The sequence below is a fragment of the Paraliobacillus sediminis genome, from assembly GCF_003426055.1.
This window is the reverse complement of record NZ_QJSI01000002.1, coordinates 326,276-351,246: the sequence shown is the minus strand read 5'-3', so window position 1 is coordinate 351,246 and position 24,971 is coordinate 326,276. Positions and strand designations below refer to the sequence as shown.

The 24,971-nt window shown below is 37.9% G+C and carries 28 protein-coding genes and 1 pseudogene; 17 read left to right on the top strand and 12 right to left on the bottom strand.

Going from position 1 to position 24,971, the window contains the following annotated elements; all coding sequences use genetic code 11:
* Window positions 1–4: 4 nt before the first annotated feature.
* Complete coding sequence (locus D2K60_RS07850) at window positions 5–1,237, top strand: NADH:flavin oxidoreductase/NADH oxidase family protein (protein ID WP_117169459.1); 1,233 nt, start codon at window positions 5–7, stop codon at window positions 1,235–1,237.
* Window positions 1,238–1,303: 66 nt separating this feature from the next.
* Here the strand turns inward: D2K60_RS07850 and D2K60_RS07845 are convergent, their stop codons facing one another.
* Window positions 1,304–2,482, bottom strand: a complete 1,179-nt coding sequence (locus tag D2K60_RS07845; protein WP_117169458.1) for an acetyl-CoA C-acetyltransferase — start codon at window positions 2,480–2,482, stop codon at window positions 1,304–1,306.
* Window positions 2,483–2,894: 412 nt separating this feature from the next.
* Here D2K60_RS07845 and D2K60_RS07840 point away from each other — a divergent pair, with 412 nt between their 5' ends.
* Window positions 2,895–4,067, top strand: a complete 1,173-nt coding sequence (locus tag D2K60_RS07840) for a hydroxymethylglutaryl-CoA synthase (RefSeq protein WP_117169457.1) — start codon at window positions 2,895–2,897, stop codon at window positions 4,065–4,067.
* Between the two features lie 204 nt (window positions 4,068–4,271).
* Here the strand turns inward: D2K60_RS07840 and D2K60_RS07835 are convergent, their stop codons facing one another.
* Both D2K60_RS07835 and D2K60_RS07830 read right to left on the bottom strand, forming a co-directional pair.
* On the bottom strand, window positions 4,272–4,475 hold the full coding sequence (locus tag D2K60_RS07835; RefSeq protein ID WP_117169456.1) for a hypothetical protein: 204 nt from the start codon (window positions 4,473–4,475) through the stop codon (window positions 4,272–4,274).
* A gap of 178 nt (window positions 4,476–4,653) precedes the next feature.
* A complete protein-coding gene (locus D2K60_RS07830) occupies window positions 4,654–5,946 on the bottom strand; it encodes a hydroxymethylglutaryl-CoA reductase, degradative (RefSeq protein ID WP_117169455.1) in 1,293 nt (430 codons plus the stop codon).
* Between the two features lie 227 nt (window positions 5,947–6,173).
* Between D2K60_RS07830 and D2K60_RS07825 the strand changes: the two genes are divergently transcribed.
* Window positions 6,174–6,716, top strand: coding sequence for a DUF5412 family protein (locus D2K60_RS07825; protein WP_117169454.1), 543 nt, complete (start codon window positions 6,174–6,176; stop codon window positions 6,714–6,716).
* Between the two features lie 63 nt (window positions 6,717–6,779).
* Here D2K60_RS07825 and D2K60_RS07820 read toward each other — a convergent pair whose 3' ends face one another.
* The gene (locus D2K60_RS07820; RefSeq protein WP_240335326.1) at window positions 6,780–6,914 is read right to left on the bottom strand and encodes a thioredoxin family protein; all 135 of its coding nucleotides are present in this window, start codon (window positions 6,912–6,914) and stop codon (window positions 6,780–6,782) included.
* Window positions 6,915–7,526: 612 nt separating this feature from the next.
* Here D2K60_RS07820 and mtnK point away from each other — a divergent pair.
* Window positions 7,527–8,732, top strand: coding sequence for an S-methyl-5-thioribose kinase (gene mtnK, locus D2K60_RS07815; RefSeq protein ID WP_117169453.1), 1,206 nt, complete (start codon window positions 7,527–7,529; stop codon window positions 8,730–8,732).
* 182 nt (window positions 8,733–8,914) lie between these two features.
* Here the strand turns inward: mtnK and D2K60_RS07810 are convergent, their stop codons facing one another.
* The 4 genes from D2K60_RS07810 to D2K60_RS07800 form a co-directional block, all read right to left on the bottom strand.
* A complete protein-coding gene (locus D2K60_RS07810; protein ID WP_117169452.1) occupies window positions 8,915–9,697 on the bottom strand; it encodes an alpha/beta fold hydrolase in 783 nt (260 codons plus the stop codon).
* Between the two features lie 234 nt (window positions 9,698–9,931).
* Window positions 9,932–10,114 (bottom strand): hypothetical protein, encoded by a 183-nt coding sequence (locus D2K60_RS07805; protein WP_117169451.1) that lies wholly within the window; start codon window positions 10,112–10,114, stop codon window positions 9,932–9,934.
* Window positions 10,115–10,202: 88 nt separating this feature from the next.
* The gene (locus tag D2K60_RS20625) at window positions 10,203–10,715 is read right to left on the bottom strand and encodes a tetratricopeptide repeat protein (RefSeq protein ID WP_240335277.1); all 513 of its coding nucleotides are present in this window, start codon (window positions 10,713–10,715) and stop codon (window positions 10,203–10,205) included.
* 12 nt (window positions 10,716–10,727) lie between these two features.
* Entirely contained in the window at window positions 10,728–11,411 is a 684-nt protein-coding gene (locus D2K60_RS07800) for a tetratricopeptide repeat protein (protein ID WP_162880718.1), read from the bottom strand.
* Between the two features lie 632 nt (window positions 11,412–12,043).
* Between D2K60_RS07800 and D2K60_RS07795 the strand changes: the two genes are divergently transcribed.
* The 4 genes and pseudogenes from D2K60_RS07795 (at window position 12,044) to D2K60_RS07780 (ending at window position 16,178) form a co-directional block, all read left to right on the top strand.
* On the top strand, window positions 12,044–13,390 hold the full coding sequence (locus tag D2K60_RS07795) for a phenylacetate--CoA ligase family protein (RefSeq protein WP_117169450.1): 1,347 nt from the start codon (window positions 12,044–12,046) through the stop codon (window positions 13,388–13,390).
* 135 nt (window positions 13,391–13,525) lie between these two features.
* On the top strand, window positions 13,526–14,653 hold the full coding sequence (locus tag D2K60_RS07790) for a phenylacetate--CoA ligase family protein (RefSeq protein WP_240335276.1): 1,128 nt from the start codon (window positions 13,526–13,528) through the stop codon (window positions 14,651–14,653).
* Window positions 14,654–14,726: 73 nt separating this feature from the next.
* Window positions 14,727–15,542: pseudogene (locus tag D2K60_RS07785) on the top strand (bifunctional 3-deoxy-7-phosphoheptulonate synthase/chorismate mutase); the annotation flags it as partial.
* 45 nt (window positions 15,543–15,587) lie between these two features.
* The gene (locus tag D2K60_RS07780; protein ID WP_117169447.1) at window positions 15,588–16,178 is read left to right on the top strand and encodes a chorismate pyruvate-lyase family protein; all 591 of its coding nucleotides are present in this window, start codon (window positions 15,588–15,590) and stop codon (window positions 16,176–16,178) included.
* A 99-nt stretch (window positions 16,179–16,277) separates the two neighbouring features.
* Here the strand turns inward: D2K60_RS07780 and D2K60_RS07775 are convergent, their stop codons facing one another.
* Window positions 16,278–16,559, bottom strand: a complete 282-nt coding sequence (locus D2K60_RS07775) for a hypothetical protein (RefSeq protein WP_117169446.1) — start codon at window positions 16,557–16,559, stop codon at window positions 16,278–16,280.
* Window positions 16,560–16,581: 22 nt separating this feature from the next.
* Window positions 16,582–16,773, bottom strand: coding sequence for a hypothetical protein (locus D2K60_RS07770; protein WP_117169445.1), 192 nt, complete (start codon window positions 16,771–16,773; stop codon window positions 16,582–16,584).
* 186 nt (window positions 16,774–16,959) lie between these two features.
* On the opposite strand from D2K60_RS07770, the gene D2K60_RS20620 reads away from it, so the two are divergent.
* The 4 genes from D2K60_RS20620 (at window position 16,960) to D2K60_RS07750 (ending at window position 19,854) form a co-directional block, all read left to right on the top strand.
* Window positions 16,960–17,550: a hypothetical protein gene (locus D2K60_RS20620; protein ID WP_162880734.1), complete on the top strand. Its 591-nt coding sequence runs from the start codon at window positions 16,960–16,962 to the stop codon at window positions 17,548–17,550.
* Between the two features lie 525 nt (window positions 17,551–18,075).
* The gene (locus tag D2K60_RS21280; RefSeq protein ID WP_420818822.1) at window positions 18,076–18,492 is read left to right on the top strand and encodes a CPBP family intramembrane glutamic endopeptidase; all 417 of its coding nucleotides are present in this window, start codon (window positions 18,076–18,078) and stop codon (window positions 18,490–18,492) included.
* Between the two features lie 756 nt (window positions 18,493–19,248).
* On the top strand, window positions 19,249–19,527 hold the full coding sequence (locus D2K60_RS07755) for an AbrB/MazE/SpoVT family DNA-binding domain-containing protein (RefSeq protein ID WP_117169442.1): 279 nt from the start codon (window positions 19,249–19,251) through the stop codon (window positions 19,525–19,527).
* Window positions 19,528–19,854, top strand: coding sequence for a type II toxin-antitoxin system PemK/MazF family toxin (locus D2K60_RS07750; protein WP_117169441.1), 327 nt, complete (start codon window positions 19,528–19,530; stop codon window positions 19,852–19,854).
* A gap of 136 nt (window positions 19,855–19,990) precedes the next feature.
* Here D2K60_RS07750 and D2K60_RS07745 read toward each other — a convergent pair whose 3' ends face one another.
* Window positions 19,991–20,194 (bottom strand): thioredoxin family protein, encoded by a 204-nt coding sequence (locus D2K60_RS07745; RefSeq protein WP_338048360.1) that lies wholly within the window; start codon window positions 20,192–20,194, stop codon window positions 19,991–19,993.
* Window positions 20,195–20,597: 403 nt separating this feature from the next.
* Window positions 20,598–20,840 carry an ArsR/SmtB family transcription factor gene (locus D2K60_RS20875; RefSeq protein ID WP_275896252.1) on the bottom strand — a complete coding sequence of 81 codons (243 nt, stop codon included), beginning with the start codon at window positions 20,838–20,840 and terminating at the stop codon, window positions 20,598–20,600.
* A gap of 249 nt (window positions 20,841–21,089) precedes the next feature.
* Between D2K60_RS20875 and D2K60_RS07725 the strand changes: the two genes are divergently transcribed.
* The 5 genes from D2K60_RS07725 to D2K60_RS07705 are packed head-to-tail and all read left to right on the top strand — an operon-like array spanning window position 21,090 to window position 24,959.
* Window positions 21,090–21,434 carry an ArsR/SmtB family transcription factor gene (locus tag D2K60_RS07725; protein WP_117169440.1) on the top strand — a complete coding sequence of 115 codons (345 nt, stop codon included), beginning with the start codon at window positions 21,090–21,092 and terminating at the stop codon, window positions 21,432–21,434.
* Between the two features lie 48 nt (window positions 21,435–21,482).
* Window positions 21,483–22,523 carry an ACR3 family arsenite efflux transporter gene (gene arsB / locus D2K60_RS07720; RefSeq protein ID WP_205418590.1) on the top strand — a complete coding sequence of 347 codons (1,041 nt, stop codon included), beginning with the start codon at window positions 21,483–21,485 and terminating at the stop codon, window positions 22,521–22,523.
* Window positions 22,524–22,539: 16 nt separating this feature from the next.
* Window positions 22,540–22,890 (top strand): arsenite efflux transporter metallochaperone ArsD, encoded by a 351-nt coding sequence (arsD, locus tag D2K60_RS07715; protein ID WP_117169438.1) that lies wholly within the window; start codon window positions 22,540–22,542, stop codon window positions 22,888–22,890.
* 14 nt (window positions 22,891–22,904) lie between these two features.
* Window positions 22,905–24,656 (top strand): arsenical pump-driving ATPase, encoded by a 1,752-nt coding sequence (gene arsA / locus D2K60_RS07710; RefSeq protein WP_117169437.1) that lies wholly within the window; start codon window positions 22,905–22,907, stop codon window positions 24,654–24,656.
* Between the two features lie 21 nt (window positions 24,657–24,677).
* Window positions 24,678–24,959, top strand: coding sequence for an adhesin (locus tag D2K60_RS07705; protein WP_117169436.1), 282 nt, complete (start codon window positions 24,678–24,680; stop codon window positions 24,957–24,959).
* The last annotated feature ends 12 nt before the right edge of the window (window positions 24,960–24,971 follow it).

Here is a 24,971-nt window from a genome sequence, read left to right as displayed (position 1 = left end):
AAATATGAACGAACTAACTGTAAGTCAGCCCTTTTATTTAAAAAATGGAGCGATAACATTTAAAAATCGCATCGTGAAGTCAGCAATGAGTGAGGGCCTTTCTACAAGAGATCACCTTCCAACGGACAATATTAATCGTTTATATGAGGCGTGGGCAGATGGGGGAGCTGGACTTGTCATTACCGGAAACGTAATGATAAACAACACAGCACTTGGAGAGCCTAAAAATATTGTATTAGATAATGACAACAATCTTGGAGTATTTAAAAAGTGGGCGAAAGCAGGCACGAAAAACAATACCCATTTATGGATGCAAATCAATCACCCAGGAAAACAGGTTATTAAAGGGGTCGCCTCTGAAGCTTTGGCACCATCTGCAATTCCTTTTGAGCCAAATTTCCAACGTTTCTTTCCAATGTGTCGTGCACTAACCGAAGAAGAAATTAATGACCTGATCCAACAATTTGCTAACACAGCGAAACTCGCTAAAAGTGCTGGATTTACTGGTGTGCAAATTCATGCGGCGCATGGTTATCTAATCAGTCAATTTCTTTCTCCAAGACACAACCAGAGAGATGATAAATGGGGCGGAACAGTTGAAAATCGCTTCCGATTCTTGTCAGAAATCTATCAATCTATGCGTTTAGAAGTTGGAGATGACTTTCCAATAGGTGTTAAAATCAATAGCTCTGATTTTATGAAAGCAGGTTTTTCTGAAGAGGAATCACAATTCGTGATCACAGAATTAGATAGACTTGGTGTTGACCTAATTGAAATTTCTGGTGGTACATATGAACGACCAGAAATGACTGGTAATAATGTAAAGGAATCAACAATTAAAAGAGAAGCGTATTTTTTAGAATATGCGTCGAAACTAAAAGAGAAAACACGTATACCACTGATCTTAACAGGTGGATTTAGAACCCGTTCGGGAATGGATGAAGCACTACAGTCCGGAGCAACTGACCTAATCGGATTAGCAAGACCATTAGCTATAGATCCAGGCTATGCGAATCAAATATTACTTGACAAAGGTACGAAAGTTGTCATAAAACCTATAAAAACAGGGTTGTCTTTTATTGACAATAAAGGATTAATGGAATTAATCTGGTACGCGCAACAATTAACACGAATAGGCAAGGGAAAGAAAACCAAACCTAATTTCTCTCCGATCCTTTCTCTATTCCTAACCATCACTAAGAATGGTCGAGCTGTTTTTCAAAAAAGAAGAGTTTAATAGAATAAAAAAATGCAAGGCCAATAGGGTACAACCTAGTTGGCCTTGCATTTTTAATTTATTTATCTATCGTTCCAAGATCATAGAAACACCAATTCCGCCACCTACACAAAGAGAGCCTAGACCATAATGGGCGTCTGTCTTTTGCATTTCGTGAAGTAATGTTACTAGAATCCTAGCTCCAGATGCGCCAATTGGATGGCCCAGTGCTATTGCACCACCATTAACATTTACTTTGTCAGTATCAATTTTCAAGTCTCTTAATACTGCAATACTTTGTGAAGCAAAAGCCTCATTTAATTCAAATAAATCGATCTGATCTAAACTAAGATCTGTTTTCTCCATTAGCTTTTTGATAGAATAATATGGTGCATAGCCCATTAATGAAGGATCTGTACCAACTTCTGCATATCCTTTAATTGTCGCTAAATATGGGATGTTTCTTTCTTCTGCCGTTGATTTCTTCATCAGTACAAGTGTTGCAGCACAATCGTTAATACCAGATGCATTACCAGCTGTTACTGTTCCATCTTTAAGAAACGGTGTTTTAAGTTTCTGCAAATCTTCTATTTTTAAATTTTTACGGACATGTTCATCTGCGGAAAATAAATATTCTTCGCCAGTGTCATCTTCTACTTTAACTGGAATGATCTCATCATCAAATTTACCAGTTTCAATCGCATGTTGTGCTTTTTGTTGCGATCGTAAAGCAAATGCATCTTGCTCTTCACGAGAAACAACTAGTTTCTCTGCTACATTTTCACCTGTAATTCCCATATGGGTTTGATCAAACGCATCAGTTAAACCGTCATGGATCATACTGTCTTTTAAATTTGACACATCCGCGTCTTTATCCATACGATAATTCGGTAAAAGATGAGGCGCTTGTGTCATATTTTCTGTACCGCCTACGACAACGATATCCGCATCACCTAGTTGAATAGCTTGACTGCCAAGAATAACAGATTTTAAACCAGAACCACATACTTCATTAATTGTCATAGCAGTTGCTTCATAAGGTATTCCAGCATTCACAGAAATTTGTCGTGCTGGATTTTGACCTAGTCCCGCTTGTAAAACGTTTCCAAAAATAACCGAATCAACTTCTTCTGGCGTAATATGAGCACGACGAATAGCTTCTTTAACTGTCAGTGCTCCTAATTTTTCTGCAGATATATTTTTCAGGCTTCCTTTATACTTACCAATTGGTGTTCGTACTGCACTAACAATCACAACATCTTCCATATTTTCACGCACTCCTTCATAGAAATATATAATAACTTGAATCCGAAAGATAGAATATTTCATTGACTCTATTTACTTCTAAATAAGTAGATAATAGGTTCCCTGTTGACTTTTATCCATTTACTCGTTTTAGTAAAGTAAATTAAATAGTCTAAATTACTTGAAGATAAAAAAGAGATAGGGTATCCTCAGAAATAACAACGAAATGAATCAAGAAAGGATTCCCTATCTTGTGTACTAGTATAAAACAAGAGGCATTGTAAAATCAACTAGACCAACTAAAACAGCAAAGAGAAAATGATAGGGTTTTCCTGAAGCATTATTCGGTGTTATACTTAGGTAAGATTTCTAACATATTAAATGCAAGTGGAGATGAAGATTTATATTAAATGAAAAAGGATTGTGAACTATTTTGAAAATTGGAATTGATAAAATTGGTTTTTATACACCACATATGTACGTAGATATAAAAGAATTGGCTATTGCACGAAATGTAGAACCAGAGAAATTTACGATTGGAATTGGACAAGAGAAAATGGCCGTTCCACCTATTACACAGGACTCTGTTTCCTTAGCTGCAAATGCTGCGCTAGAAATATTAACTGATGAAGATAAGAAAACGATTGATTATGTCATTTTTGCAACAGAATCAGGAATTGATCACTCCAAAGCAGCTTCTATTTATATCCATGAGTTATTGGATTTAAACTCGAGTGCACGATCAATTGAAGTAAAACAAGCTTGTTATGGTGCGACAGCAGGTATTCAAATTGCAAAAGGCCATATTGCATTAAATCCAGAAAGTAAAGTACTTATATTAGGATCTGATATAGCACGTTATGGCTTACATACAACTGGTGAGGTTACCCAGGGTGCAGGAGCAGTTGCCATATTAGTAAGTAAAGATCCAAAAATCATGACAATCGAGAGCCCAAGTGCTTACCAAACTGAACAGGTGATGGATTTCTGGCGTCCAATTTATTCGGATACAGCCTATGTACAAGGAAAGCTTTCTGTCGATCAATATTTGAGCTTTTTCCAAAGTGTTTGGAAAGAACATAAAGAAAAGACAGGATTCGAATTAAAGGATTTTGAATCTATCTTTTTCCACTTACCATATACAAAGATGGGCTTAAAAGCACTAAGAACTGTGATTGATGAAGGTACAGAAGCTGACAAAGATCGCTTATTAGCTAATTTTGAAATTAGTAAGCGATATAATACAATTGTTGGTAATATTTATACAGGAGCACTTTACTTAAGCTTAATTTCCTTACTTGAATTAAATGATACCATTGAGCCAGGAGCTAGAATAGGATTATTCAGCTATGGATCAGGAGCAGTAGGCGAATTCTTCTCAGGAATATTACAACCAAACTATCGTGACGCCTTATTTGCAGACCAGCACGAGAAATTACTAGCAGATAGAAAAGAAATTAGTGTTGCTAAGTATGAAGAGGTCTTCCAAGATACATTACCAGTAGGTATTGACAACATTGCATTGCCAATTGATGAAGACCCAGCGACTATATGCTTCTCAGGTATAAAAGATCATATGCGACAATATGTAAATAAAAATAAATAAGCCAAATGACCGTTAAGTGATTATCACTAAACGGTCATTTTATTTTAGTTAGGAAAATCAGTAACGTTAAGCGTTGAAATGTATTGTGAAAGAGCGTTAAATAGGTATAATATAGGATATATGCTTTCTATAACTATACACTCCGTACTTCTTGTTTCGTTTAAGGATTATTCACTGTATTATTTTTCAGATTTCGTTTTACTGTTAGAGATTATCTGTATTAATTCTCGGATATTCTGGTTCAACAGCTGCTAAAGCACGCGCATTATTATTGTGTCGCTCATTTTTATCATCATCAGAAGCAACATAGCTGGCCATCTCAACATTCACCGACGTATTTTCTTGTTCCATCCGGTTTGGTTGATTATCAACCTGTTTCTTCATATACTTATTGTTCTTGTTATTCATGTCATCACCTCACATATAGTATATATAAGAAAATACATGCTATACGTGTTGTGATATAAGGTCGTACTAAATTGATATGACCCAGAGACGATTTACGAAAAAAAGAGCAGTCTACGTTAATGTTAGACTGCTTCTTCAGTAAAATAATTATTTAAACGGGTTTAATGTATAGCGTAACTTATTTGTTATTTAATTGCTTTAAAATATCCTTAGCGGTTACTAGGTTCATGTTTTTCCTTTGTTTTAATTCTTGCGTAACGACTTCAATTTGCTCTCCTTTAGCACCTGCACTAATAGCAAGTGATTTGGCATGGAGTCCCATATGTCCTTTTTGAATACCCTCTGTTACAAGTGCCTTGAGAGCTGAAAAGTTTTGTCCTAAACCGACCGAAACAATAATAGATTCTAATTCTTTAGCTGTTGGATTTCCCAACAATTGTTTCGTGAATTGTGCTGTAGGGTGAATGTTAATAGAACCTCCAACCGCACCAACTGGTAAGGGTAATGTCATCATGCCAACTAAATCACCGTTTTCCGCCTTGGTCCAACTAGATAAAGAACGATACTGTCCACTTCGCGTGGCATAAGCATGTACGCCCGCTTCGATTGCACGCGTATCATTTCCAGAGGCAAGAACAACAGCATCAATGCCATTCATAATACCTTTATTATGTGTGACAGCTCGATATGGATCAACAATTGCAAATTGACAGGCTTCAATAATTCGATCACGTACTTCTTCACCTGAAAAATTGCCTTTTTGCAATAGTGAAACTGGAATACGACAGGTTACAGTAGCAAGACATTCTGTTGCATAATTCGAGAGTATACCCATTATGGCAGTTCCGCCTGTTAAGCTTTCTAGATAAGGCTTAATAGCTTCAACCATTGTATTGATAATATTCGCTCCCATTGCTTCCAATGTTTGAATGTGGATGTGAATTACAAAAAAGGAAGGCGAATCATACTGCTCATCTGCTTCAATCTGTCTGGTTATAACAGAACGCGCACCACCGCCTCGCTTCACAATAGAAGGATGGGCTTGATTTGCTTTTTCAATGATCTGATCTACATGCTGTAAAATATTTTGTTCCGCTTGATTCATATTAGAAATGTTCGTTAAAGCAATCTGACCTATCATCGTTCGTTCTTGTATAGTTGTCTCAAAACCACCTGATTGGTTGATAATTTTTGCTGCAGAACTAGCGGCGGCAATAACAGATGGTTCCTCAGTTGCCATAGGAACAATAAATTCCTTTTGATCAATTAAAAAGTTAAGTGCAAGTCCAAGCGGTAATTCGTATGTAGTAATTTGGTTTTCAATCATATGGTTGGCAATTTCATCTGGTAATGCCAATTTACGCTTAAAATCTACTGCATCTTCTTGAGAGATGATCTCAGCTGATACCAATGCTTCGATTCGTTCAGCATGTGTTTTTTGATAAAATTTATTTAAATATTCTTTTTTCATTGTTTATCCCCCAGTTGATCTGCAACACTTATATACATATCCAAATTATAAGTAATGTTTGCTAAATTTCTATATTTTTAATTTATCACAGAAATGCTTGAGAGCAAAGAGATCAAATAGAATATATAAAAGTAATAGTAGATTGTAATTATATGTTAAACTTAATATAAAGTAATGATAAAAAGGAAAATAACTATCAAGGTGATTTCTGAGTTAGGGGTGGTATGATGGAGAAAAAGTATAATATATGGTCATTTTATTTAATATTTTTATGTATTGGGATTTCTTTTTATTCATTGTATTCTACTATTGATAGTACTAGTAGCTGGCTAATTGCACCACCAATTTATATTCTTCTTTTGGTTAGTATCCTTACATTTATTTTTGGAGTTATGGGGTTTAAAGATAGCAAGAACTGGCAGAGTAAAACAAGAAGTTGGGTGACCATCATTTTATCCTTGTTATTGTCTATAGCTCTTTTTCTAGTAATATTATTAACATCATTTTTTTCTTCATTGGGAGTTAATGAACATATTAAAACAATTAGGTCTCCTGATCAAAATTATACAATTGATTTCTATTATTATGATGCAGGAGCAACTGGATCATTCGGAGTAAGAGGCGAATTAAATGGCCCACTTTGGTTTAAAAAAAGAATTTTTAACCAAAAGGGAATCAAAGAAGTTTCTATTAATTGGGATAGTAATAACATCGTGTTGATTAATGATAAAATGTTGAATTTAGATAATGGGGATACTTTTGGATATTAGCTTATTAAAAAATAGTCGTGCTCAAGTTAATAAGCGCACGACTGTTTTTTTGTTATGTTCCATTTATTGAAGATATGTTTTGATCTCTTCCGCTTTAGCTACTTTACCATATACTTTTACTTCTCCATCAACAACTAGTGCAGGAGTAGTCATGACACCATAATTTGCAATTTCTTTAAAATCGGTTACTTTTTCAATCGAAGCATCTAATCTAAGTTCCTTAACTGCAATTTGAACACCCTGGACCTAATATTTTGATAATCATACGAAACATCTCCTCAAAATTTTTACGGAAGCAGGGAACGGTTCTAATTGTACGTTATCACAAAAATAGGGACGTTTTTCTTATTCAATTAACGCTTTGGTGACACCGATATTCACTAAAAAATAACCTAGTTTACTTAAGCGCTAGCCATGCAACAAGAATTTCACCTTCGATAAGTCCATTGTTTCTGTATAAATGGACTCTGTTAATTGTTCAGTGTGCCGATAGCCTTTTTTAAGATTCCAGAGATACAAAACAAATACTCTATCAGAAGATTGCCTCCACTTTAATTTAGAAATCAAGGAAACCAAATAAAGATTTAAGTTATAAATGTATGTGTATCTTAGGATTGGGACCAATCACAATACATATATTTTCAGCATATAAATACATATCGAGAACAAGTTTACGTTATATTTTAACGGGCTGTCGCCAATCCGCCGGCATTACAGGTGCGTCAATATGACCTTGCCATCAGGGAACAGCTCCAGTCCGTGCTCCATTTTTTATGCTAAATAATAATCGGTATTCGGAGGGATCCAGAAATGACAAATTATCACACCTTAACGCAAGCGGAAGCGGTTGCGTATGCACAAGGCATCGAGGAGATATTCCCGGATGGTGCACAGCTCAAGTTGCGGGATATCGGTGATGGTAATCTTAACAATGTGTTTCATATATGGGACCAAGCATCAGGGAGATCCTTAATTCTAAAGCAGGCACTTCCTTATTTCAAGATGGTCGGTGAATCAGTACCTTTGACGTTGGACAGAGTACGCATTGAATACGAAGCATTGCGCATTAATGGGGAGATCTGTCCTGATCAGACGCCAAAGGTTTACACGTACGATTCGGATTTGGCGTTAATCGCCATGGAGGATTTGAGCGATCACACTGTTATGCGCCGCGGACTGATGGAGAAGGTCCGTGCTCCGTTGTTCGCCGAGCATGTCGGATCATTTTTAGCGCAGACGATGTTCTTCACCTCGGACCTGGCCATGGATCAACAGGAGAAGAAATTGCGGGTGAAATCGTTCATCAATCCTGAGCTTTGCAATATCACCGAGGACCTCATCTTATACGCTCCTTTTACAAAGTCCCGGTTGAATAGCGTCGAACCTCATATCCGTGATAGCGTTGTGCGTATTTGGGAGGATAAGGAGCTGCATCTTGAGGTCACGCTTCTGAGGGAGATATTTCTCACGAAAGCAGAAGCTTTGCTGCATGGAGATTTGCATACAGATAATATATTCATCAAGTCGGATTCTACAAAAGTCATAGATCGCGAATTTGCTTTTTACGGTCCGATAGGCTTTGATATCGGAACGCTTATCGGCAATGTGCTGCTGAACTATTCAGGCCAAGAGGGCTGGAGCACGGATGCGAGGGAGCGAACCAATTATCGCCGCTACCTTCTGGATACCGTGAACGATTTATGGACACAATTCGAATCTCAGTTCCGCGATCTGTGGAACGGGTATGCCGCCGACCGGTTGGTAAATACACCTGGATATCAGGATTTTTATGTGACAAAATTGCTTCAGGATACAATCGGATTTGCCGGGGTGTTAATGCTGTGCCGCGTCTATGGTTATATCCATGTCGCGGACATCGACGACATCAAAGATGCGGCTGCCCGAGAACGAGCACAGCGAACCGCGTTGGAAATTGGTGTGGCGCTAATTAAACGGAACCGATCCGCCCACTCTATTAAGGAAGTGTTGGATATCGCTTTAAAAGTTGTAAAGTAAAGACTACGTCATCCATTTTTGTTTCTAGGAATACATCAATATTAATAGAGAAGTTCAGCAGATTCTCATAGAAGGTTGGCAGGTATCGTTTTGGAGAAACAGTTCAAACGACATGGCACAATGTTGGACTGAATGAAAAGCCGGCTCTTATTCAAAATCAATAAGAGTCGGCTTTTTGTAAATCAATCTATGAAACGTTGGATTTCCTCTAACACCTTGTGACGTTCCTGTGAAAAGACACCGTGTCCCGCATATGGACATAAAATCAGCTTGGAGTTTGGAATACGACGGTTCAGAGTCTTGGCATGCTCCGGACGGAAGACCCAATCTTCCTCGCCGTGTATAATAAGCGTTGGTACCGATATTTGCCCAAGCCGATGGTACGAATCGAAGTTCTTACTCGCATTATGATGAATCTCCATGCTTCTAGGGTTCGTAGGAGCGATTTGCATCTGTTTCACGAACGAAGCAATCAAGCTCGGATTCTCCTGGATATAGGCTTTGGAGTAAAGCATATCTAGCATGTCTTGTGAGGTATTGTGAGCATTCTTTCGCATCAGCAACTTGATCATCCGAAAAGAAGGCCGAATACGTTTGACCCCGCAGGTCGTGGAACATAAGATTAATTTCGACACGCGGGTGGGATTTTCGATTGCAAGCTCCTGTGCAATCATTCCCCCCATGGACTGGCCTAAAATATGTGCCTTTTCGATATCAAGCGCGTTCATTAGCCCAATGACATCGTTAGCCATATCTGAAATGTCATACGACTCTGTCGGAGCGTCACTCCGGCCTGTACCGCGATGATCGAGCATGATGAACCTGTTCCTTTCACTTAACGCGGCCTTGTTTGCCGGATTCCACCAGTCCATGTTACTGCCTTTTCCTGTAAGTCCGATCAAAGGAAAACCTTCCCCGATCGATTGATAACAAATGTTTATACCGTTGACAAATATTTTTTCCAAAATTACTCACTCTCCAGTTTCGTAATCTCTTGTCACTAATGTGAACAATATCCAAGATTAATAGATTCTGTTAAAAAAATATATTTATGATGAAAAGGAAAGATCTACAGCCTAATAAAGGCTTGAGCCTTTCCTCATAGAAGTCCTATGTTATTTTTTTAGTAGATTTTTCGTATCGCGCATATGCGAATTCTGTTGCTGTGGCAAGCCTGTTTTTAGGCGCTTCTGTCCTTCTTAGCCAGTTTTCAAGGCGTCGGTAACATTGTTGTTTAATTGAAAACTGCTCAATTTCTCTTCATCGCTTGTCATACTTGCAAGCTGTTTGCAGGCGTCAGTAGTCCCGGTTCTTATAGTGACATGGGAATAATTATCGATCTCATTCTTTACTCCGTTATAGATCCCCTTTAAGACTGCCATATGCCTAATCTCCTTACAGATCCTGCGATTTGCTCGGATAAGGGGGATGATTCCTGCTCTAGCTCTCTTTCTTATGAATTTTTTTGCTTCAGTTCCAATTGTTTAGACGCTGCAATGTTGATTTTGCTTTATCTGGTTTACCTGCATTTTGGTAAGCTGTACTTAGGTTTCGCAGTACTAGTTGTATTTGCTTTATTGTTAGGTAGTTGGAATTATTTTTATAGTGGTTAAGCAGAAAAGTGAAATCCTCGATCGCCGTTTCCGAGCATTGGAAAAAGGATTCAGGTAGCCTCACACAAATGTTCCCGCGCAACAGCCGAATTTCTTTATGGTTTGAGTCTAAAGAAACGGCCCGATTCAATACGTCTAATCCCTCTTCCACCTTATCCACTCTTTCCAGAATTTTAACTGCATCCCGACCTAATAGAACTAGAGTACTGCCGTAATAGGCCTCAATTAGTGCATTATCAGGATCAGTATCACGAAGCTTTAAGAACATTTCGTTTGCTTTTATCACCGCTTTTTTGTCCCCGTCAACCCCTTGATTATGTTGTGTTTTGGCTTCCTCGAATTTATTCATGTCAACCCTCTGACCTGCCAATTCTATCACCTCCTATTGAAAATGTTTGCCATCCATCAAGTGTATGATCTCGCTTCCAGTGGCGTGAATGGTCCTTCTTATTAAAGTTGATATGGGGCTCTCGGAGTTAGGGTTATGCTCAACAACTAGTTTCCCTTCCACAGACCTAAGCTTTAGCTTGAGGAGGAGCAGAAAATCAGTGTCCTGAGTCTCGTTAATTAGATTATTCCAGCACATAGTTGCATCCTGATTACGACCTATTCGGCTATAAGCCTCTCCAAGCTCATAGTTAACCTGCAAATATTTTTCGGTATTAAGGAAATCTTCTTTCTGCATTTCCCGGTCGATGAGAAATGTGTAATCTTCAATCGCGGTTTGGGTCCGTTGGAAATACTTTTCAGGCAACCTATATGCGGCCCTGCCTCGTAACAGTCGGATCCTGCTATTTTCAGGGTCGGCACTTACTGCTTCATCAAGAATCTTCATTCCTGCTGTCGTTTCCTTTAATCTACTTAACGGTGATATCTTATTTCGAGCGATTAGCAACATGGTCGTGCCGTAATAGGCTTCAATAAGAGCATTATCTGGAGAGGCTTTGTGAAGCTTTGAAAAAATCTCATTTGCTTTATTCACCGCGTTTTCATCTCCATCTCCGCCTTTCTTAATAAGCATTTTCCCTTCCTCAAATTGCTTCATGTGCGTGTCACTTATTATCATATTAATTTCATCCTCCTAACGAAAAACCCGATTCGATCCTTAAATAATGTCATTCCCGAACAGCTGTCGGAATCAATCTTCACCAATCTGAATAACAACATAAATCCATCCTTTCTTTAAAAACAAGATATGCTAGCTATAATATGTATAATTTATAAAAATGAATGTGTATCCGCCTTATTATCTACGTCTATACATAACATAGTATTCTTCCTTTATTAAATTTCATTACTACCTTCCAAATCAAACATAGGTCACTCTGATCTAAAATCAAGGATGGACAACTGATGTGAGATATTCTTAGAATAATAGCTTTATACACTAGCTACGATATAGATGATTGAAATGAATGAACGGTCTTTATGAAACGCCTTATTTTTTAAAAATATATGTTTGCCTCAATCAAAATCTACTTTTCTTGCATCTTATAATGAGTAAAGGAGCTAAACCAGCATTCAAATTGTGTCAAAAAACTAGTAGATTGAATGGTTTGATAGGTGAAATAAAAGGAATGTAACTGCATATTTAACTCGGTAGTTAATGTTACCAAAGTGGAACAAAGCATCTTACAAGGTTGGCACAAGTATTGATGCTCCTATAGTCATAAAAAACTTATGGAATGGAGGATGAAAATGAAAAAGGTTCAAACTCACAAGATGACTGTCTCCATTGATGAACATTCATCCCATCTCGAACAATTTAAATTATTTTTCAAGCAATTAGATGACCAAGGGAAAACGATTGAAAAGCTTCCTCGTGAAACAATAGAAGACTATCAGTTAAAAGCTATAAACGCCACACTTGCTCATCTGTGGGACAATAATGAATACTACCGTTCGAGATTGGAAGAGAAGGGGTTCACGGAACCTAAAATTAATAACCTGGCCCAATTAGCGTCCGTACCAATACTAAATAAAGATGTGATTAGAGGTGATAAAGAGAAGATATTGTGTGTGGATCCGAAAGAAATAGGCCAAGTTCACCTTACGAGTGGTACGTCGGGTAAACCAACATATACCGCTTATACTTTGGCTGATCAGTATGTGTACGATTTATTACCTAAATATTTGGAATTATTTAAAGAATCTGCCGATGATGTCGCTGCCATTGCATTGCCATATGAATTTGCACTGCCAGGCCTTGGCTTTCAGCGTTTATACCAATTTGCGTTTGGTACAGCAGTTTTATCCCTTGGCAAGGGCGGTTATATGGCCCCTATCGATAAGTCGCTGGAATTAATGAAGGAATATCAAGCAACGGTCCTTGCGACAACTCCTTCTTATGCAGCACTTTTGATAGAAGAAAGTGAGAAATGCGGTATCAAAATCGGTGAAGATATTCGCATGAAGAAAATTTGGCTAACAGGCGAAGGATGTTCGTCCACTTTCCGTGATCGGCTGGAAAAATGGTGGGGGTGTGAGGTCTCTTTTTTCTACGGTTCCACTGAGTGTGGAGTAATCGGTGTAGAATGCAGTAAGCATAATGGGTATCACATCATGGAAGGACATGTAAAGGTTGAAATCATTGATCCTGAATCAGGCGAAGTGCTTCCTTATAGGAAAACAGGAGAACTCGTTGTCACAACGCTACTGCGTGAAGGAATGCCAATGTTACGCTATCGGACAGGAGATCTCGGTGTCTTACAAAAATCAAAATGTGATTGCGGTCTCACAATGGACGTTCTCCAACTAAGGGGTAGAATGGAACACATGCTACGCATCGGCGAAACGGATTATTCTCCTTTCATGCTCGAGCATTTTCTCATGGAGCTTCCAGAAGTAGGCTTATGGTATCACTTTAAGATGAATCAAGGAGAGTTAACTATTGAAGCCGAGAAGTTCAAGACAGAAATGAGTGACGATCAATTGGCAGAAAAGGTTAAGCAACATATGGCTGATCGAATTGGTATCGATTGTGAAGTAGTTATCAGGGATGATATTCCTCGAACGTTCGGCAAAGCACAAAGAGTGTTCACGTAGAAAAAAATGAGAGAAAGGAGTGCCTTTATGAGTGACATCGATATAGAGAGGGCGAAAAAATTCCAGGAGCTATATGCTCGCATTCAAAATTCTCCTCTATACAAGCGGAAATTATTACACTCGCCCAAACAAGACATGGGGCTTCAGTACATCCAGACACTTCCGATAACAACAAAACAGGATTTGCGAGAAGCTGGAATTTTCGGTCACCTTGCTGTTGATAGGAAGGAGATAGCTCAATATCACGAATCAACTGGAACAACTGGGGAGCCCTCGGCCTCCTGGTTTACGCAAGAGGATTTGGTAACTGGTGGAAGACAGATAAAACAATGTGGTGTCCGTTTAATATCTGAAGATCTTGTGCTGGTCCGATTCCCTTATGCCCTGGCATTACCTGCCTTTTTAATGCAACAGGCAGCCTTGCAGACCGGAGCAGGAGTTGTTCCAGCTAGTGGACGTACGGTAGTGACTCCTTACCCCAAGGTAATAAGCATGATCAAACGACTTGCTGTCACGGTTTTGGCAGGACTGCCGCGAGAGATGGAGTTGCTGGCTGAAGTGGCTCGACTAAGTGGTGCTGATCTAAGTAAGGATTTTCCTACTCTGCGTGCCATATGCGTTGCTGGTGAATTAATGAGCGATAAGCGTAAACAGCATATAGAAAAGCTGTGGGGTGTACCAGTATTTAATATGTACGGTTCAACAGAAACAGCTAATATTGCGACAATGTGTGAGCATGGCAACATGCATATTGTAGATGAAGATTTTGTTGTGGAAGTGTTGAATGAGGAAGGTACAAACGCTGTTCCTTATGGAGAAAAAGGATTTGCGGTGATAACGACCCTGTCCCATCAAGGTTCGCCTCTACTGCGTTATTATAACGAGGATATCATCTCTGTAGATTCAAGTATATGTCCATGCGGTCGGACTGGAGCGAAGCTGACTCATTATGGAAGAAGGTGGGAACGCATCTGTTTTGAAGATATCATTCTGGATGCGAATGATATTCAGGAAGCGATATATTCGTTGTCTCCTATTCCGGTTGCGTGGCAAGTAATAGAACAAGAAAGAGGATTGCACGTATTACTAGATTCGCATGAAGTCGATAAATGGTCGGAGGAAGAAGTCCAATCTCTCTTATCCTCTCAACTCCAAGTTCCGATCACATTGGAAATAACGTCAATGCTAGATCGTGTTAGTCTCATGGATAACAAGCCATCAACAAAGCCTCTTTATATCAGAAAACGAAGTACTGATGCTTAATAGATACAGAGTTGTGGTCAGGAAGATTTGATAAGTCTAATTAAAAAAAGAAAGGATGTTAACCTTGAGTGATAAATCACAACAAAAGAACTCACTTCTCGTAAGCCGTGACCATAAAAGCGAGGATACTATTATCACAGTGAGGCAAACGGTAATTGGCGGTGGGGCCCATGCGCTGATTGCTGGCCCTTGCTCAATAGAATCGAGAGAGCAACTTGAAAGAGTTGCTTTTGCGCTAAAGAAATCGGGTTTAACGGTCATGCGAGGTGGAGCATTCAAGCCAAGAACCTCCCCTTACAGCTTTCAAGGACTTGGGGAAGAAGGTTTAAAAATGATGAAGGATGTGGCGGATGAAAGCGGATTGGTATCAATCTGCGAAATTATGAGTACCAATCAAATCGATATAGCGGCACCTTACATCGATATCTTTCAAGTCGGCGCACGTAACATGCAGAACTTCGATTTACTGAAAGCAGTCGGGCAAGCGAAAAAGCCTGTAATACTAAAACGTGGGCTTTCTGCCACCTTAGAGGAATTTATGCTAGCAGCAGAATATATTTTGCATTATGGGAATGATCAGGTGATGTTAATGGAACGCGGCATCCGTACTTTTGAGACAGCAACCCGAAATACCCTTGATATTTCTGCTGTTCCTATTTTAAAGCAAGAAACCCATCTTCCAGTGCTCGTGGATGTCAGTCATTCCACCGGCCGAAAAGATATTCTCTTACCATGTGCAAAGGCGGCACTTGCTGCAGGGGCAGATGGGATTATGGTAGAAATACACCCAGATCCTGCAAACGCTCTTTCCGATGGGAAACAGCAACTCAACATGGAGGAGTTTCAAATATTTTGGGACGGCATAACCGATTCTGGTTTGTACCGTTAAGCCGCTACAATAAGCCTGACAAATAGGTTTAATGGAGGTGAGAGTATGAAAGATTCCCAATTTGAGCACAAAGCATCGAAGATTTTACAAGCATTGTTGCTAGACTTACTATTAGTGACGGATGGACGGACAACGGATTTTTTGGAAATACTGTTGAACGAGCAAGTAAAGGTGCAAGTGATCAGACAAAAACAAATCAATGAAGAGGATTTAAAGCTAATCGGTGAATCTTCCGGCACTCCGAATTATATCCGAGAATCGGTACTAATCGGTGAAAAAAGTGGATTTGTCGTATCCCATAACATTGCTCTAGTATATGCCAAGCATGTACCTTCTGCTTTGTTTGAAAGCATTGCACATCGTCAGAAAGGAATTGGCAAAGCGATCAACTCACTTGGTATACGCTCATTCCGCAAGGTGACAGACTCGGGATTCGTCAACGAAGAGGAATCGGTTGATCTTTTCCAACAGCCAATCAGTCTTCATTTTCCTGATCTGCATGAAAAGGTTCCTTACAAACGATACGACTTGTATTTCGGTAGTAAACCAGGAATTGAGATGCTCGAATATTACCATCCGAACATTATCGAACAACGTTTACTGCAAGAGATCAGCAAAGATAAATCAAGTAACTGAGCAATGACTGATTCTATAGGATAGAGAGATCTTCCTTAGAGCCAGTCATTGTTTATCCATATAATGATTTCGGCCAAGAATGATTAGCAATAGATATTTTTATTTTTTGTTCGATTTGCCTTTCATTTGTTCAATCAAATTGATTCCGAAAAGGAGCATTTCTTCAGCTGCACGCAGAACACCAAGCTTTATGGCTTTAAACAATTTTCTTGCCATGACTTCAACAGGTTGATCATGATCTTCTGCTGCTTTCAGGATTTCTTTCTCGGCGACATTTGCTCCTTTTTTCACCGCTCTCATATAATTCACGGAAAAGTAACTAGCTCCAAGCTGGAACGTTTTAAACATTTTCTCAAACGTTTTACTTTTTTTTTCATCCAAACTGCTTCACCCCCATTCATGTTCACTCCCTTAGTGTATTCTCTTTATCCTGCATCGGAATGCTATTGCTAATTCGTGTTTGTTTTTCTTCTCCCCAACCTGCTACTAACGCAATGATAACTCCCACCACAAGTACAAAAAGAAGTAAGCCGAATAAACTCAAACCTAGGCCGAATAAGAGCTTATCACCGATAGCCCAATTTTTTCTATTCATTTTATATCACCTCTGCCTTTTCATTCTAGTTCAGTATATGATTATATATCCCAGATTCTGTAGGTAGTAGACTATATTTGATAAAATCCACTTCAGTCCAAACGAATAGCGATAATTCACATACAATAGGTAGAGATTTGAAATGAAAAAATGCGCATCAAACATACAGAAGGAGGTTTTCAAAAAATGGATGAATTACACAGCGAAGTAAACTCTGAAGAGGGCAAAGAAGAAGAAAAATTTACGACTAATACAAATAATACAGAGGATGAAGAGTGGAAGCAATTTATTAAAGAGGAATTAGATAAAATGGAGAATAATGAAAATAAAGAGTTGTCAATTGAGGGAGGGTTTTCGCTTGAAACCTTAATCGAGAAGATACCAGTAGAAGATTTGGTTAAGACCACAGTGAATATAATTAAGAAGAGAGTAGAAAAGGGTGGAGATGAAAAGACAGAAGAGAAAACTGAAGAGGAAATGAAAGAAGAAATGAGAGAAGAAATGAAAGTGAAAACAGAAGAAATGAAAGAAGAAATGAGAGAAGAAATAAAAGTGAAGACAGAAGAAATGAAAGAAGAAATAAGAGAAGAATTGAAAGTGAAAACAGAAGAAATGAGAGAAGAAATGAAAGTGAAAACAGAAGAAATGAAAGTGAAAACAGAAGAAGAAACAGAAGAGAGAAAAGATGTGAGGGTAGATAAGGAACCAATGAATAAACAAAATAGCAATAATAGAAGCATGAGTAAAAAGAAATTATATAGAAGAAAGCGCAAATAATGGCTTTTAAAAAGTCACCAATGATAAACGGCGCATCTCTTCGTAGGCTCATTTTTCCGGTCCTCATTTAGGGAAAACCTTCACACTGGTCATCAAAAGCTTTGGCGTCTCGACCTGCTTTCTCCTAATTTACCGACTTTTGAACACATGCTAATAATCCTAATATCGAAATAAATGAAGGAGCTTGACGATTGATGAAGTAGATACATTACTTTCCAGCCACTGTTTTACGAAATTTGGCAGCATTAAGCTTATTTGTTGCACTTTTAATTATTTTAGAATTAGAGAACTATCTGTTGTTGATTGCCTGGGTAATAGCTGCAGGACTTAGCTTCTTCGAAAAAACAATGAGATATTTTGATTTGACTATACTGGCTTTCGGAATGGGGTTCTTTGTTTATGGTTATATAACTTCGAATTGGCTTGCAGACATCAATCAGGATGAATCCCGGATTATACTCAATAGGTTGTCACTGATCGTTGTCTTGGCCCCATCGATTTTTTTCCTCATACTTACTTCGTTTTATGTACTACTGGCAGAAACCGCACTGGGATGAGCTGGTTCGTAATCCGTCCATTTGGGCCGGCTTTCTTAAAACGAAGGTAAGTGTCTTTCTCTGTATGGCGATGATGTTAAATTTTATGGCTTTTCTGCCATTTATACTGAATCATAGCTTTAGTTTCTTCCAGGAAATATGGGGGGTCATGATCATTTTTTCCATTCTGAATGGAACGCTTGAAGAAATGATATGGAGAGGCTTTTTGTTGAGCAATTTTTCTGAAAATTTCGGTAATCGATGGGCCATCGTGCTAACGAGCATTGGATTTGGGCTGCAACATTACTACCTTGGCTTTTTTTGGATTAGCTGCCTAGCATTTAGTATAGGCGTTTTTTTTTCGGAGCTATTACAGTCGAACCCAAAAGTATCATTCCGGCAATGATATGACATGTGTTTTTCAATGCGTTGATGGTGCTTAGTGGCATGATTGTGAGTTAAAGGTGGATATTGGGATTATATTTGTGCATAGATGAGAAATTTTCCAAAACAAAGTAGATTCTTATTCCTCTAAAAGGAGTAAAAAAGTTTGTAAGGGTAAGTATGTGAAAAGATATACTTAAATAAAAGGATAATTGAACGAAATAAAGATTTGATATCTAAATGATTTACATCGTAAGGTTGGCAAATGGAGCAGATATAGCACTGCAATCATTATTATGCTATTTGGCGTTCTGGCTATATATTGTGAATATTTTATCTACTTAATTTTTATTGGCATAGCCCTTTCCCTGGCATTGGATTATTCAGTCAAGGCATTCTTTGAATTAAAATATAGTGAATACCCAAAACAAGCTAACGTTTCCGGTATCCATATCACCGCCTAAGGTTTGTTTCTTCTTGATTAGGATCGATGATATTAAGGTTAAAATTACAATAATTATCAAAAAGTTTCACCCTACAACCAAGCGTTGAAAAGGTGCAACTTTTTATTTTTTATTTAATTTTTTCTCAGCCTCATTCGTTTTTATCGTACATTATGTCTCACACACATTATTTATGGGTATTAAATGACGGAAGCAGGGGACGGTTCTTCTATTTAATTTTCTTAGAAAAAAAGTGAATTTATTGGTAAAGTACGCATCATCTTATAGGTCAATGTATATACTAAGTGTATACATTCCAACTTGGAGGTGGTAAAATGGAATCAAACGAAAACAATCCAAATAAGGGTGTGATCCGTATGAATACAAAAGTTCAAAAGTGGGGGAATAGCCTAGCCATTCGTATCCCTAGTGATGTAGCAAAAAGAATTCATGTAAAGCAGGGTTCGGAAATAGAGATTACAGTAGAAGGTATAACAGCAACGTTGAAGTCTAAGAACCAGAAGCCAACTTTAAAAGATTTAGTTAATCAAATCACTCCTGAAAATCAGCATAGAGAAGTGGATAGTGGTAGTGTAGGAAAGGAATTATTATAAATGCAAATACCAAATCGAGGAGATTTAGTTTATTTAGATTTTAATCCGCAGAGTGGGCATGAACAACAAGGAAGGCGAACAGCGATTGTTTTATCCCCTGCCTTGTTTAATCAGCACACAGGTTTTGCTGTGGTTTGTCCCACCACACGCAAAGTCAAGGGGTATCCCTTTGAGGTAGCCTTACCTGATGGTCTGGCTATCGATGGGGTGGTACTAACAGATCAAGTTAAGAGTTTAGACTGGAAAGCGAGAAAAATCGATATTAAGGGAAAGGCTCCAGATGAAACTGTAAATAATTGTTTAGAGCTTATACATACCTTTTTATGAAAACGAATTATTAGTAATAATAGTGATTTCAGAGCTGAGATTAAAACCCCCACTAATTAAAAATTCACTTTCTATCAAGCAGCTATCAATCTGGTTTAAGTGCGGTAATTAACTGAACGCGCACGTAATCTTTACATTACCTAAGATAGGTTTTGATCTCTTGCGCTTTTACTACTTTACCATATACTTTTACTTCTTCATCAACAACTAATGCAGGAGTGCTCATTACACCGTATTTTGAGATTTCTTTAAAATCGGTTACTTTTTTAATCGAAGCATCTAATCCAAGTTCTTTCACAGCAACTTGAACGTTCTTCTCTAATTTTTTGCAATTGCACACCCATGACCTAATACTTTAATAATCATATGAAACATCTCCTCAAAATTATATAATAACCTATTAAAACAGGAAATCTAAAGCGTTGAATGTGTAGCCAATAATTATAATACCAATTGTTATGATCGCGATAAATACAGCTAATAATTTTGGTTTAACGACTTTACTTAACATATTGTAGATATGAAATACCAAATATCAAAACCGACATTAAGATAAAAATTTTGATTGTGTCATAAATAAAGAAATGCAAACTCCCACCTAGTTTTTCATCAAAGAAAAATGAAAAACAGTCTCAACTAATAAACGAACACTAGTTGAGAGCCACTCCATTCTAAGGACTTGGTCATTTAACCACGAAAAATTTCCCATTGTATTTCCTTCTTTCTTTAAATGAATGAAACGTTTATTGGATAAATAGTAGAACGCTATCTTTATTTAAATAGTAAACGGTGTATCTTCCTTCTTTTTGCGACTCAATCACATTGCCTCTTTCTAATATTTTTAAGTGGTGCGAGATGGTGGATGTCGGTACATCTAAGCCAGCAACAATTTCACACATACAAAGATTATCAATCAATAACATCCCGATAATCCGTATTCTTGTTTCATCTCCTAATGCTTTAAAAAAATCCGCTTTTTCTTTTATTTGCGCATCATCAAGTAGTATAGGTACGAGTAGTTCTGATTAAATTACAATGTTTTTTGCCTCATCTGTTGATTTTACGGTAGATTTGATACGACCACACTCCTTAATTTATAATATACAACTACTTTTCTAGTTTTGGAGTTTTAATTGTGACAACTTTATTAAGTAATTGTAAATTTTGGCTGATATCGTTGTTTATATAAGTAAATAGTTATACACTAATATACAGATGAAAGGAGATGTTTTATTATGTTACAAACTGTGATTGAAATGGAAAAAGCAGCAGCGGTTTTAAAATTGTTAGGAGATAAGACACGTCTTACGATGGTAAAGCTTCTTGATCGTAATGATTGTTGTGTCTGTGAGTTTGTTGAAATCTTTGTCATGAGCCAACCATCGGTTAGCCAACATCTTCGTAAATTAAGAGATGTCGGTTTAGTAAAAGAGCAGCGAAGTGGGCAGTGGATCTTTTACTCGATTAATAAAGAGAATCCGTATTATTGTTTTATCGAACAAATCATCAAGCAACTACCTGATCAAGATTATAAATTAAAAGAATTAGAGGAAAAAGGTACACGTATTACATGTTGTTAGTAGAAATTATTATTTATTAAATGATTCATTAACAAGGAGTGTAAATATATGAGCTTTTTTGAACGATATTTAACGGTTTGGGTATTACTTTGCATGGTTGTAGGCGTTATGATAGGGAATTTCATACCAGCAATTCCTGAATTTTTAGGGCAATTTGAATATGCGGAAATTTCTATTCCAATTGCAATTCTAATTTGGGTAATGATTTATCCGATGATGATGAAGGTGAACTTCCAGAGTGTTAAAAATGTCAGTAAAGATCGAAAAGGACTATATATTACCTGGGTTGTAAATTGGTTAATCAAACCATTTACGATGTACGGCATTGCTGCATTTTTCTTTTATGTTGTATTCGGAAATATTATCCCTACTGATTTAGCGAAAGAATACTTGGCTGGAGCAATTATTTTGGGTGCGGCACCATGTACGGCAATGGTATTTGTTTGGAGTCATTTAACAAAAGGTGATCCTGCTTATACTGTCGTTCAAGTAGCTACTAATGATTTAATTATTTTGCTCGCTTATACACCGATTGTTGCCTTTTTGCTTGGCGTAAGTGGTGTTACGGTGCCATGGAATACATTATTCTTATCAATTGTACTGTTTGTTGTTGTACCGTTAGCAGCTGGCGTTATTACGAGAATTACAATGATTAAGCGTAAAGGGCTCGACCATTTTGAAAATCAATTTTTACCGAAATTCAATAACACTACGATTGGTGGGTTATTACTTACATTAATTATTATCTTTTCTTTCCAGGGCGATATTATCTTAGATAATACGTTACACATTGTATTAATTGCGATTCCCTTAACGATTCAAACATTTTTTATCTTCTTTATTGCCTATTTAGCAGCGAAGAAATTGAAGATCGATCATACAATTGCTGCTCCTGCCGGTATGATTGGCGCATCTAACTTCTTTGAACTGTCCCTCGCTGTAGCAATTGCATTATTCGGCGTTACTTCACCAGTTGCATTAGCAGTAATTGTTGGTGTCCTCGTTGAAGTACCTGTGATGTTGGTGTTAGTGAAGATTGCGAATAATACGAAACATTGGTTTCCAAGTAAGGAAAAACTTAATTCATAAAAAAGGAGTTTTTGATATGCATAAGATAGAAATTTTTGATCCAGCGATGTGTTGTTCAACAGGTGTTTGTGGGCCAAGTGCAGATTCTAATTTAACACGCGTTGCTTCTGCAGTTTATTCGCTTGAAAAAAAGGGCAATAACATCAAACGCTATAACTTAGCCAATGATCCAGCAGCTTTTGCAGAGAATGATATTGTCAATCAAGTCCTCCAAGAAAAAGGCGTCGACGCACTTCCAATTACATTGTTAGATGGTCGTGTTGTAAAAGCGAGTGACTATCCAACAAATGAGGAATTCGCAGCGTGGCTTGATGTTAATCCAGACGAGTTAACAGAGAAACCACGGATTCGATTAAATCTAATATAGAGGATGACTGCTAAATGTACACACAATACAAGCCAACAAATCATGTCGCAACACCTTTCATCTTTTTTACTGGAAAAGGTGGGGTAGGGAAAACATCAATAGCTTGTGCAACAGCGGTAGCACTTGCTGATCAGGGGGAGAAAGTATTACTTGTTAGTACGGATCCCGCTTCTAATTTACAGGACGTATTTGGTATCGAACTAACACGTGAGCCGATTGCAATTCCAACTGTAAAAAATTTATTTGCTAGTAACATTGATCCAGAAGAAGCGGCTAGTGCGTACCGTGAGAAAACAGTTGGTCCATATCGCGACAAACTGCCAGCATCTGTGATCAATCAAATGGAGGAACAGCTATCCGGTGCATGTACAGTAGAGATTGCAGCATTCGATGCGTTTTCGCATTTACTTGCAGATGATAATTTATTCGATCAATTTGATCATGTATTGTTTGATACAGCGCCGACGGGTCATACCCTTCGTTTATTAGCTTTACCAACTGCCTGGACTGGATATTTAAATGAAAGTACGCATGGTGCATCCTGTTTAGGGCCGTTATCAGGACTTGGAGATAAAAAAGCGATGTATGAAAAAGCAGTTCAATCACTTTCTAATCCTAAAAAAACGACCTTACTGTTAGTAGCAAGGCCAGAATTAGCTACATTAGTTGAAGCAAATCGTGCATCTCTAGAGCTTCGCGCGATCGGAATTAAAAAGCAACTTTTGCTGATTAATGGGCTACTACAAACACACGACACAACAGATACTATCGCAAACCACTTTTATCAAGGACAACAAGAAGCATTAAAGCAAATGCCAGAAGAATTAACACAGATCGAAATAGTAACAGTTCCATATGTATCTTATTCGTTAACTGGAATTGACAGCTTACGCCAACTTGTTGGTGATAATTTATCCGCTAAAATAGAAACAGAAATACCAGATATAAAGCTCCAGCCGTTAGCTGAATTAAAAGATCTGATCAAGGAATTTTCAATAAATAATACGCGTGTTATTTTTACAATGGGAAAAGGTGGCGTTGGAAAAACGTCGGTGGCTGCAGCAATTGCAGTTGGACTCATTGAGAAAGGACATAAAGTACACGTAACAACGACTGATCCAGCAGCACACCTAGATTATACATTTCAAAATAGAGAAATTAGTAGAGATTTGACTGTGAGTAGTATTAATCCAGAAGCGGAAGTGGAAAAGTATAAGAAGCAAGTTATTACTGCTGCGGGTGATTTGAACGAAGAAGAGCTCGCTTATCTACAAGAAGACCTGGCATCACCCTGTACCGAAGAAATTGCAGTTTTCCGTGCCTTTGCTGAAGTGGTTGATGGGGCCGAACAGGAAATTATTGTGATTGATACTGCGCCAACAGGACATACGTTACTTTTACTAGATTCATCAGAAGCCTATCATAAAGAAATGACACGTTCGACAGGAGATGTACCAGCAAGTGTTAAAAAATTGTTACCACGTTTGCGGAATCCTGATGAAACAAGCGTAGTAATTGTCACGTTGCCAGAAGCAACACCAGTATTTGAAGCGACACGCTTACAAGAAGATTTAAAGCGAGCGAAAATCGTTCCGAAGTGGTGGGTTATTAATCGAAGTTTTTATGCAACTGGTACAACCGATACCATTTTGCAAGCACGTGCAGCAACTGAAAAACAGTGGATAAGCAAAGTGCAAACAGAATTAGCAGAAAGCTGTGCGCTTATTCCATGGATGAAAGACGTAAATATTAATATGACAAACTAAAAGCGTTCAGGAGGATGTAAAATGAATATAACTGAAAAGGCAAAGATAAAATTAGAGGGCATATTCACTGAAAAAAATGTCGATAGTATGCGTTTTTATGCAATGGAATCTGGATGCTGTGGACCACAGATAGGAATTTCGATAGATGCACCAGAGGCAACAGACACGATTAAAGAAATTAATGGTATCAAAGTGGCTATTGATCCGGATATAAAAGATGCAGTAGAAGGTTTAACCTTAGACGATGAAGAAACGTCAGATGGAACACAATTTGTATTATTAGGCATGGACCAATGTTGCTAACGCAAGCATCGA

Coding starts and splice junctions, on each gene's coding strand:
- D2K60_RS07795 (WP_117169450.1), top strand. CDS start 12,044: ATGAAAAAGGTTCAAACTCACAAGATGACTGTCTCCATTGATGAACAT.
- D2K60_RS07750 (WP_117169441.1), top strand. CDS start 19,528: ATGCAAATACCAAATCGAGGAGATTTAGTTTATTTAGATTTTAATCCG.
- D2K60_RS07725 (WP_117169440.1), top strand. CDS start 21,090: ATGTTACAAACTGTGATTGAAATGGAAAAAGCAGCAGCGGTTTTAAAA.
- D2K60_RS07835 (WP_117169456.1), bottom strand. CDS start 4,475: ATGAATAACAAGAACAATAAGTATATGAAGAAACAGGTTGATAATCAA.
- D2K60_RS07850 (WP_117169459.1), top strand. CDS start 5: ATGAACGAACTAACTGTAAGTCAGCCCTTTTATTTAAAAAATGGAGCG.
- D2K60_RS07845 (WP_117169458.1), bottom strand. CDS start 2,482: ATGGAAGATGTTGTGATTGTTAGTGCAGTACGAACACCAATTGGTAAG.
- D2K60_RS07780 (WP_117169447.1), top strand. CDS start 15,588: ATGAAAGATTCCCAATTTGAGCACAAAGCATCGAAGATTTTACAAGCA.
- D2K60_RS07830 (WP_117169455.1), bottom strand. CDS start 5,946: ATGAAAAAAGAATATTTAAATAAATTTTATCAAAAAACACATGCTGAA.
- arsD (WP_117169438.1), top strand. CDS start 22,540: ATGCATAAGATAGAAATTTTTGATCCAGCGATGTGTTGTTCAACAGGT.
- arsB (WP_205418590.1), top strand. CDS start 21,483: ATGAGCTTTTTTGAACGATATTTAACGGTTTGGGTATTACTTTGCATG.
- D2K60_RS21280 (WP_420818822.1), top strand. CDS start 18,076: ATGTACTACTGGCAGAAACCGCACTGGGATGAGCTGGTTCGTAATCCG.
- arsA (WP_117169437.1), top strand. CDS start 22,905: ATGTACACACAATACAAGCCAACAAATCATGTCGCAACACCTTTCATC.
- D2K60_RS07825 (WP_117169454.1), top strand. CDS start 6,174: ATGGAGAAAAAGTATAATATATGGTCATTTTATTTAATATTTTTATGT.
- D2K60_RS07705 (WP_117169436.1), top strand. CDS start 24,678: ATGAATATAACTGAAAAGGCAAAGATAAAATTAGAGGGCATATTCACT.
- D2K60_RS07770 (WP_117169445.1), bottom strand. CDS start 16,773: ATGAATAGAAAAAATTGGGCTATCGGTGATAAGCTCTTATTCGGCCTA.
- D2K60_RS20620 (WP_162880734.1), top strand. CDS start 16,960: ATGGATGAATTACACAGCGAAGTAAACTCTGAAGAGGGCAAAGAAGAA.
- D2K60_RS07790 (WP_240335276.1), top strand. CDS start 13,526: ATGGGGCTTCAGTACATCCAGACACTTCCGATAACAACAAAACAGGAT.
- mtnK (WP_117169453.1), top strand. CDS start 7,527: ATGACAAATTATCACACCTTAACGCAAGCGGAAGCGGTTGCGTATGCA.
- D2K60_RS07805 (WP_117169451.1), bottom strand. CDS start 10,114: ATGGCAGTCTTAAAGGGGATCTATAACGGAGTAAAGAATGAGATCGAT.
- D2K60_RS07755 (WP_117169442.1), top strand. CDS start 19,249: ATGGAATCAAACGAAAACAATCCAAATAAGGGTGTGATCCGTATGAAT.
- D2K60_RS07800 (WP_162880718.1), bottom strand. CDS start 11,411: ATGATAATAAGTGACACGCACATGAAGCAATTTGAGGAAGGGAAAATG.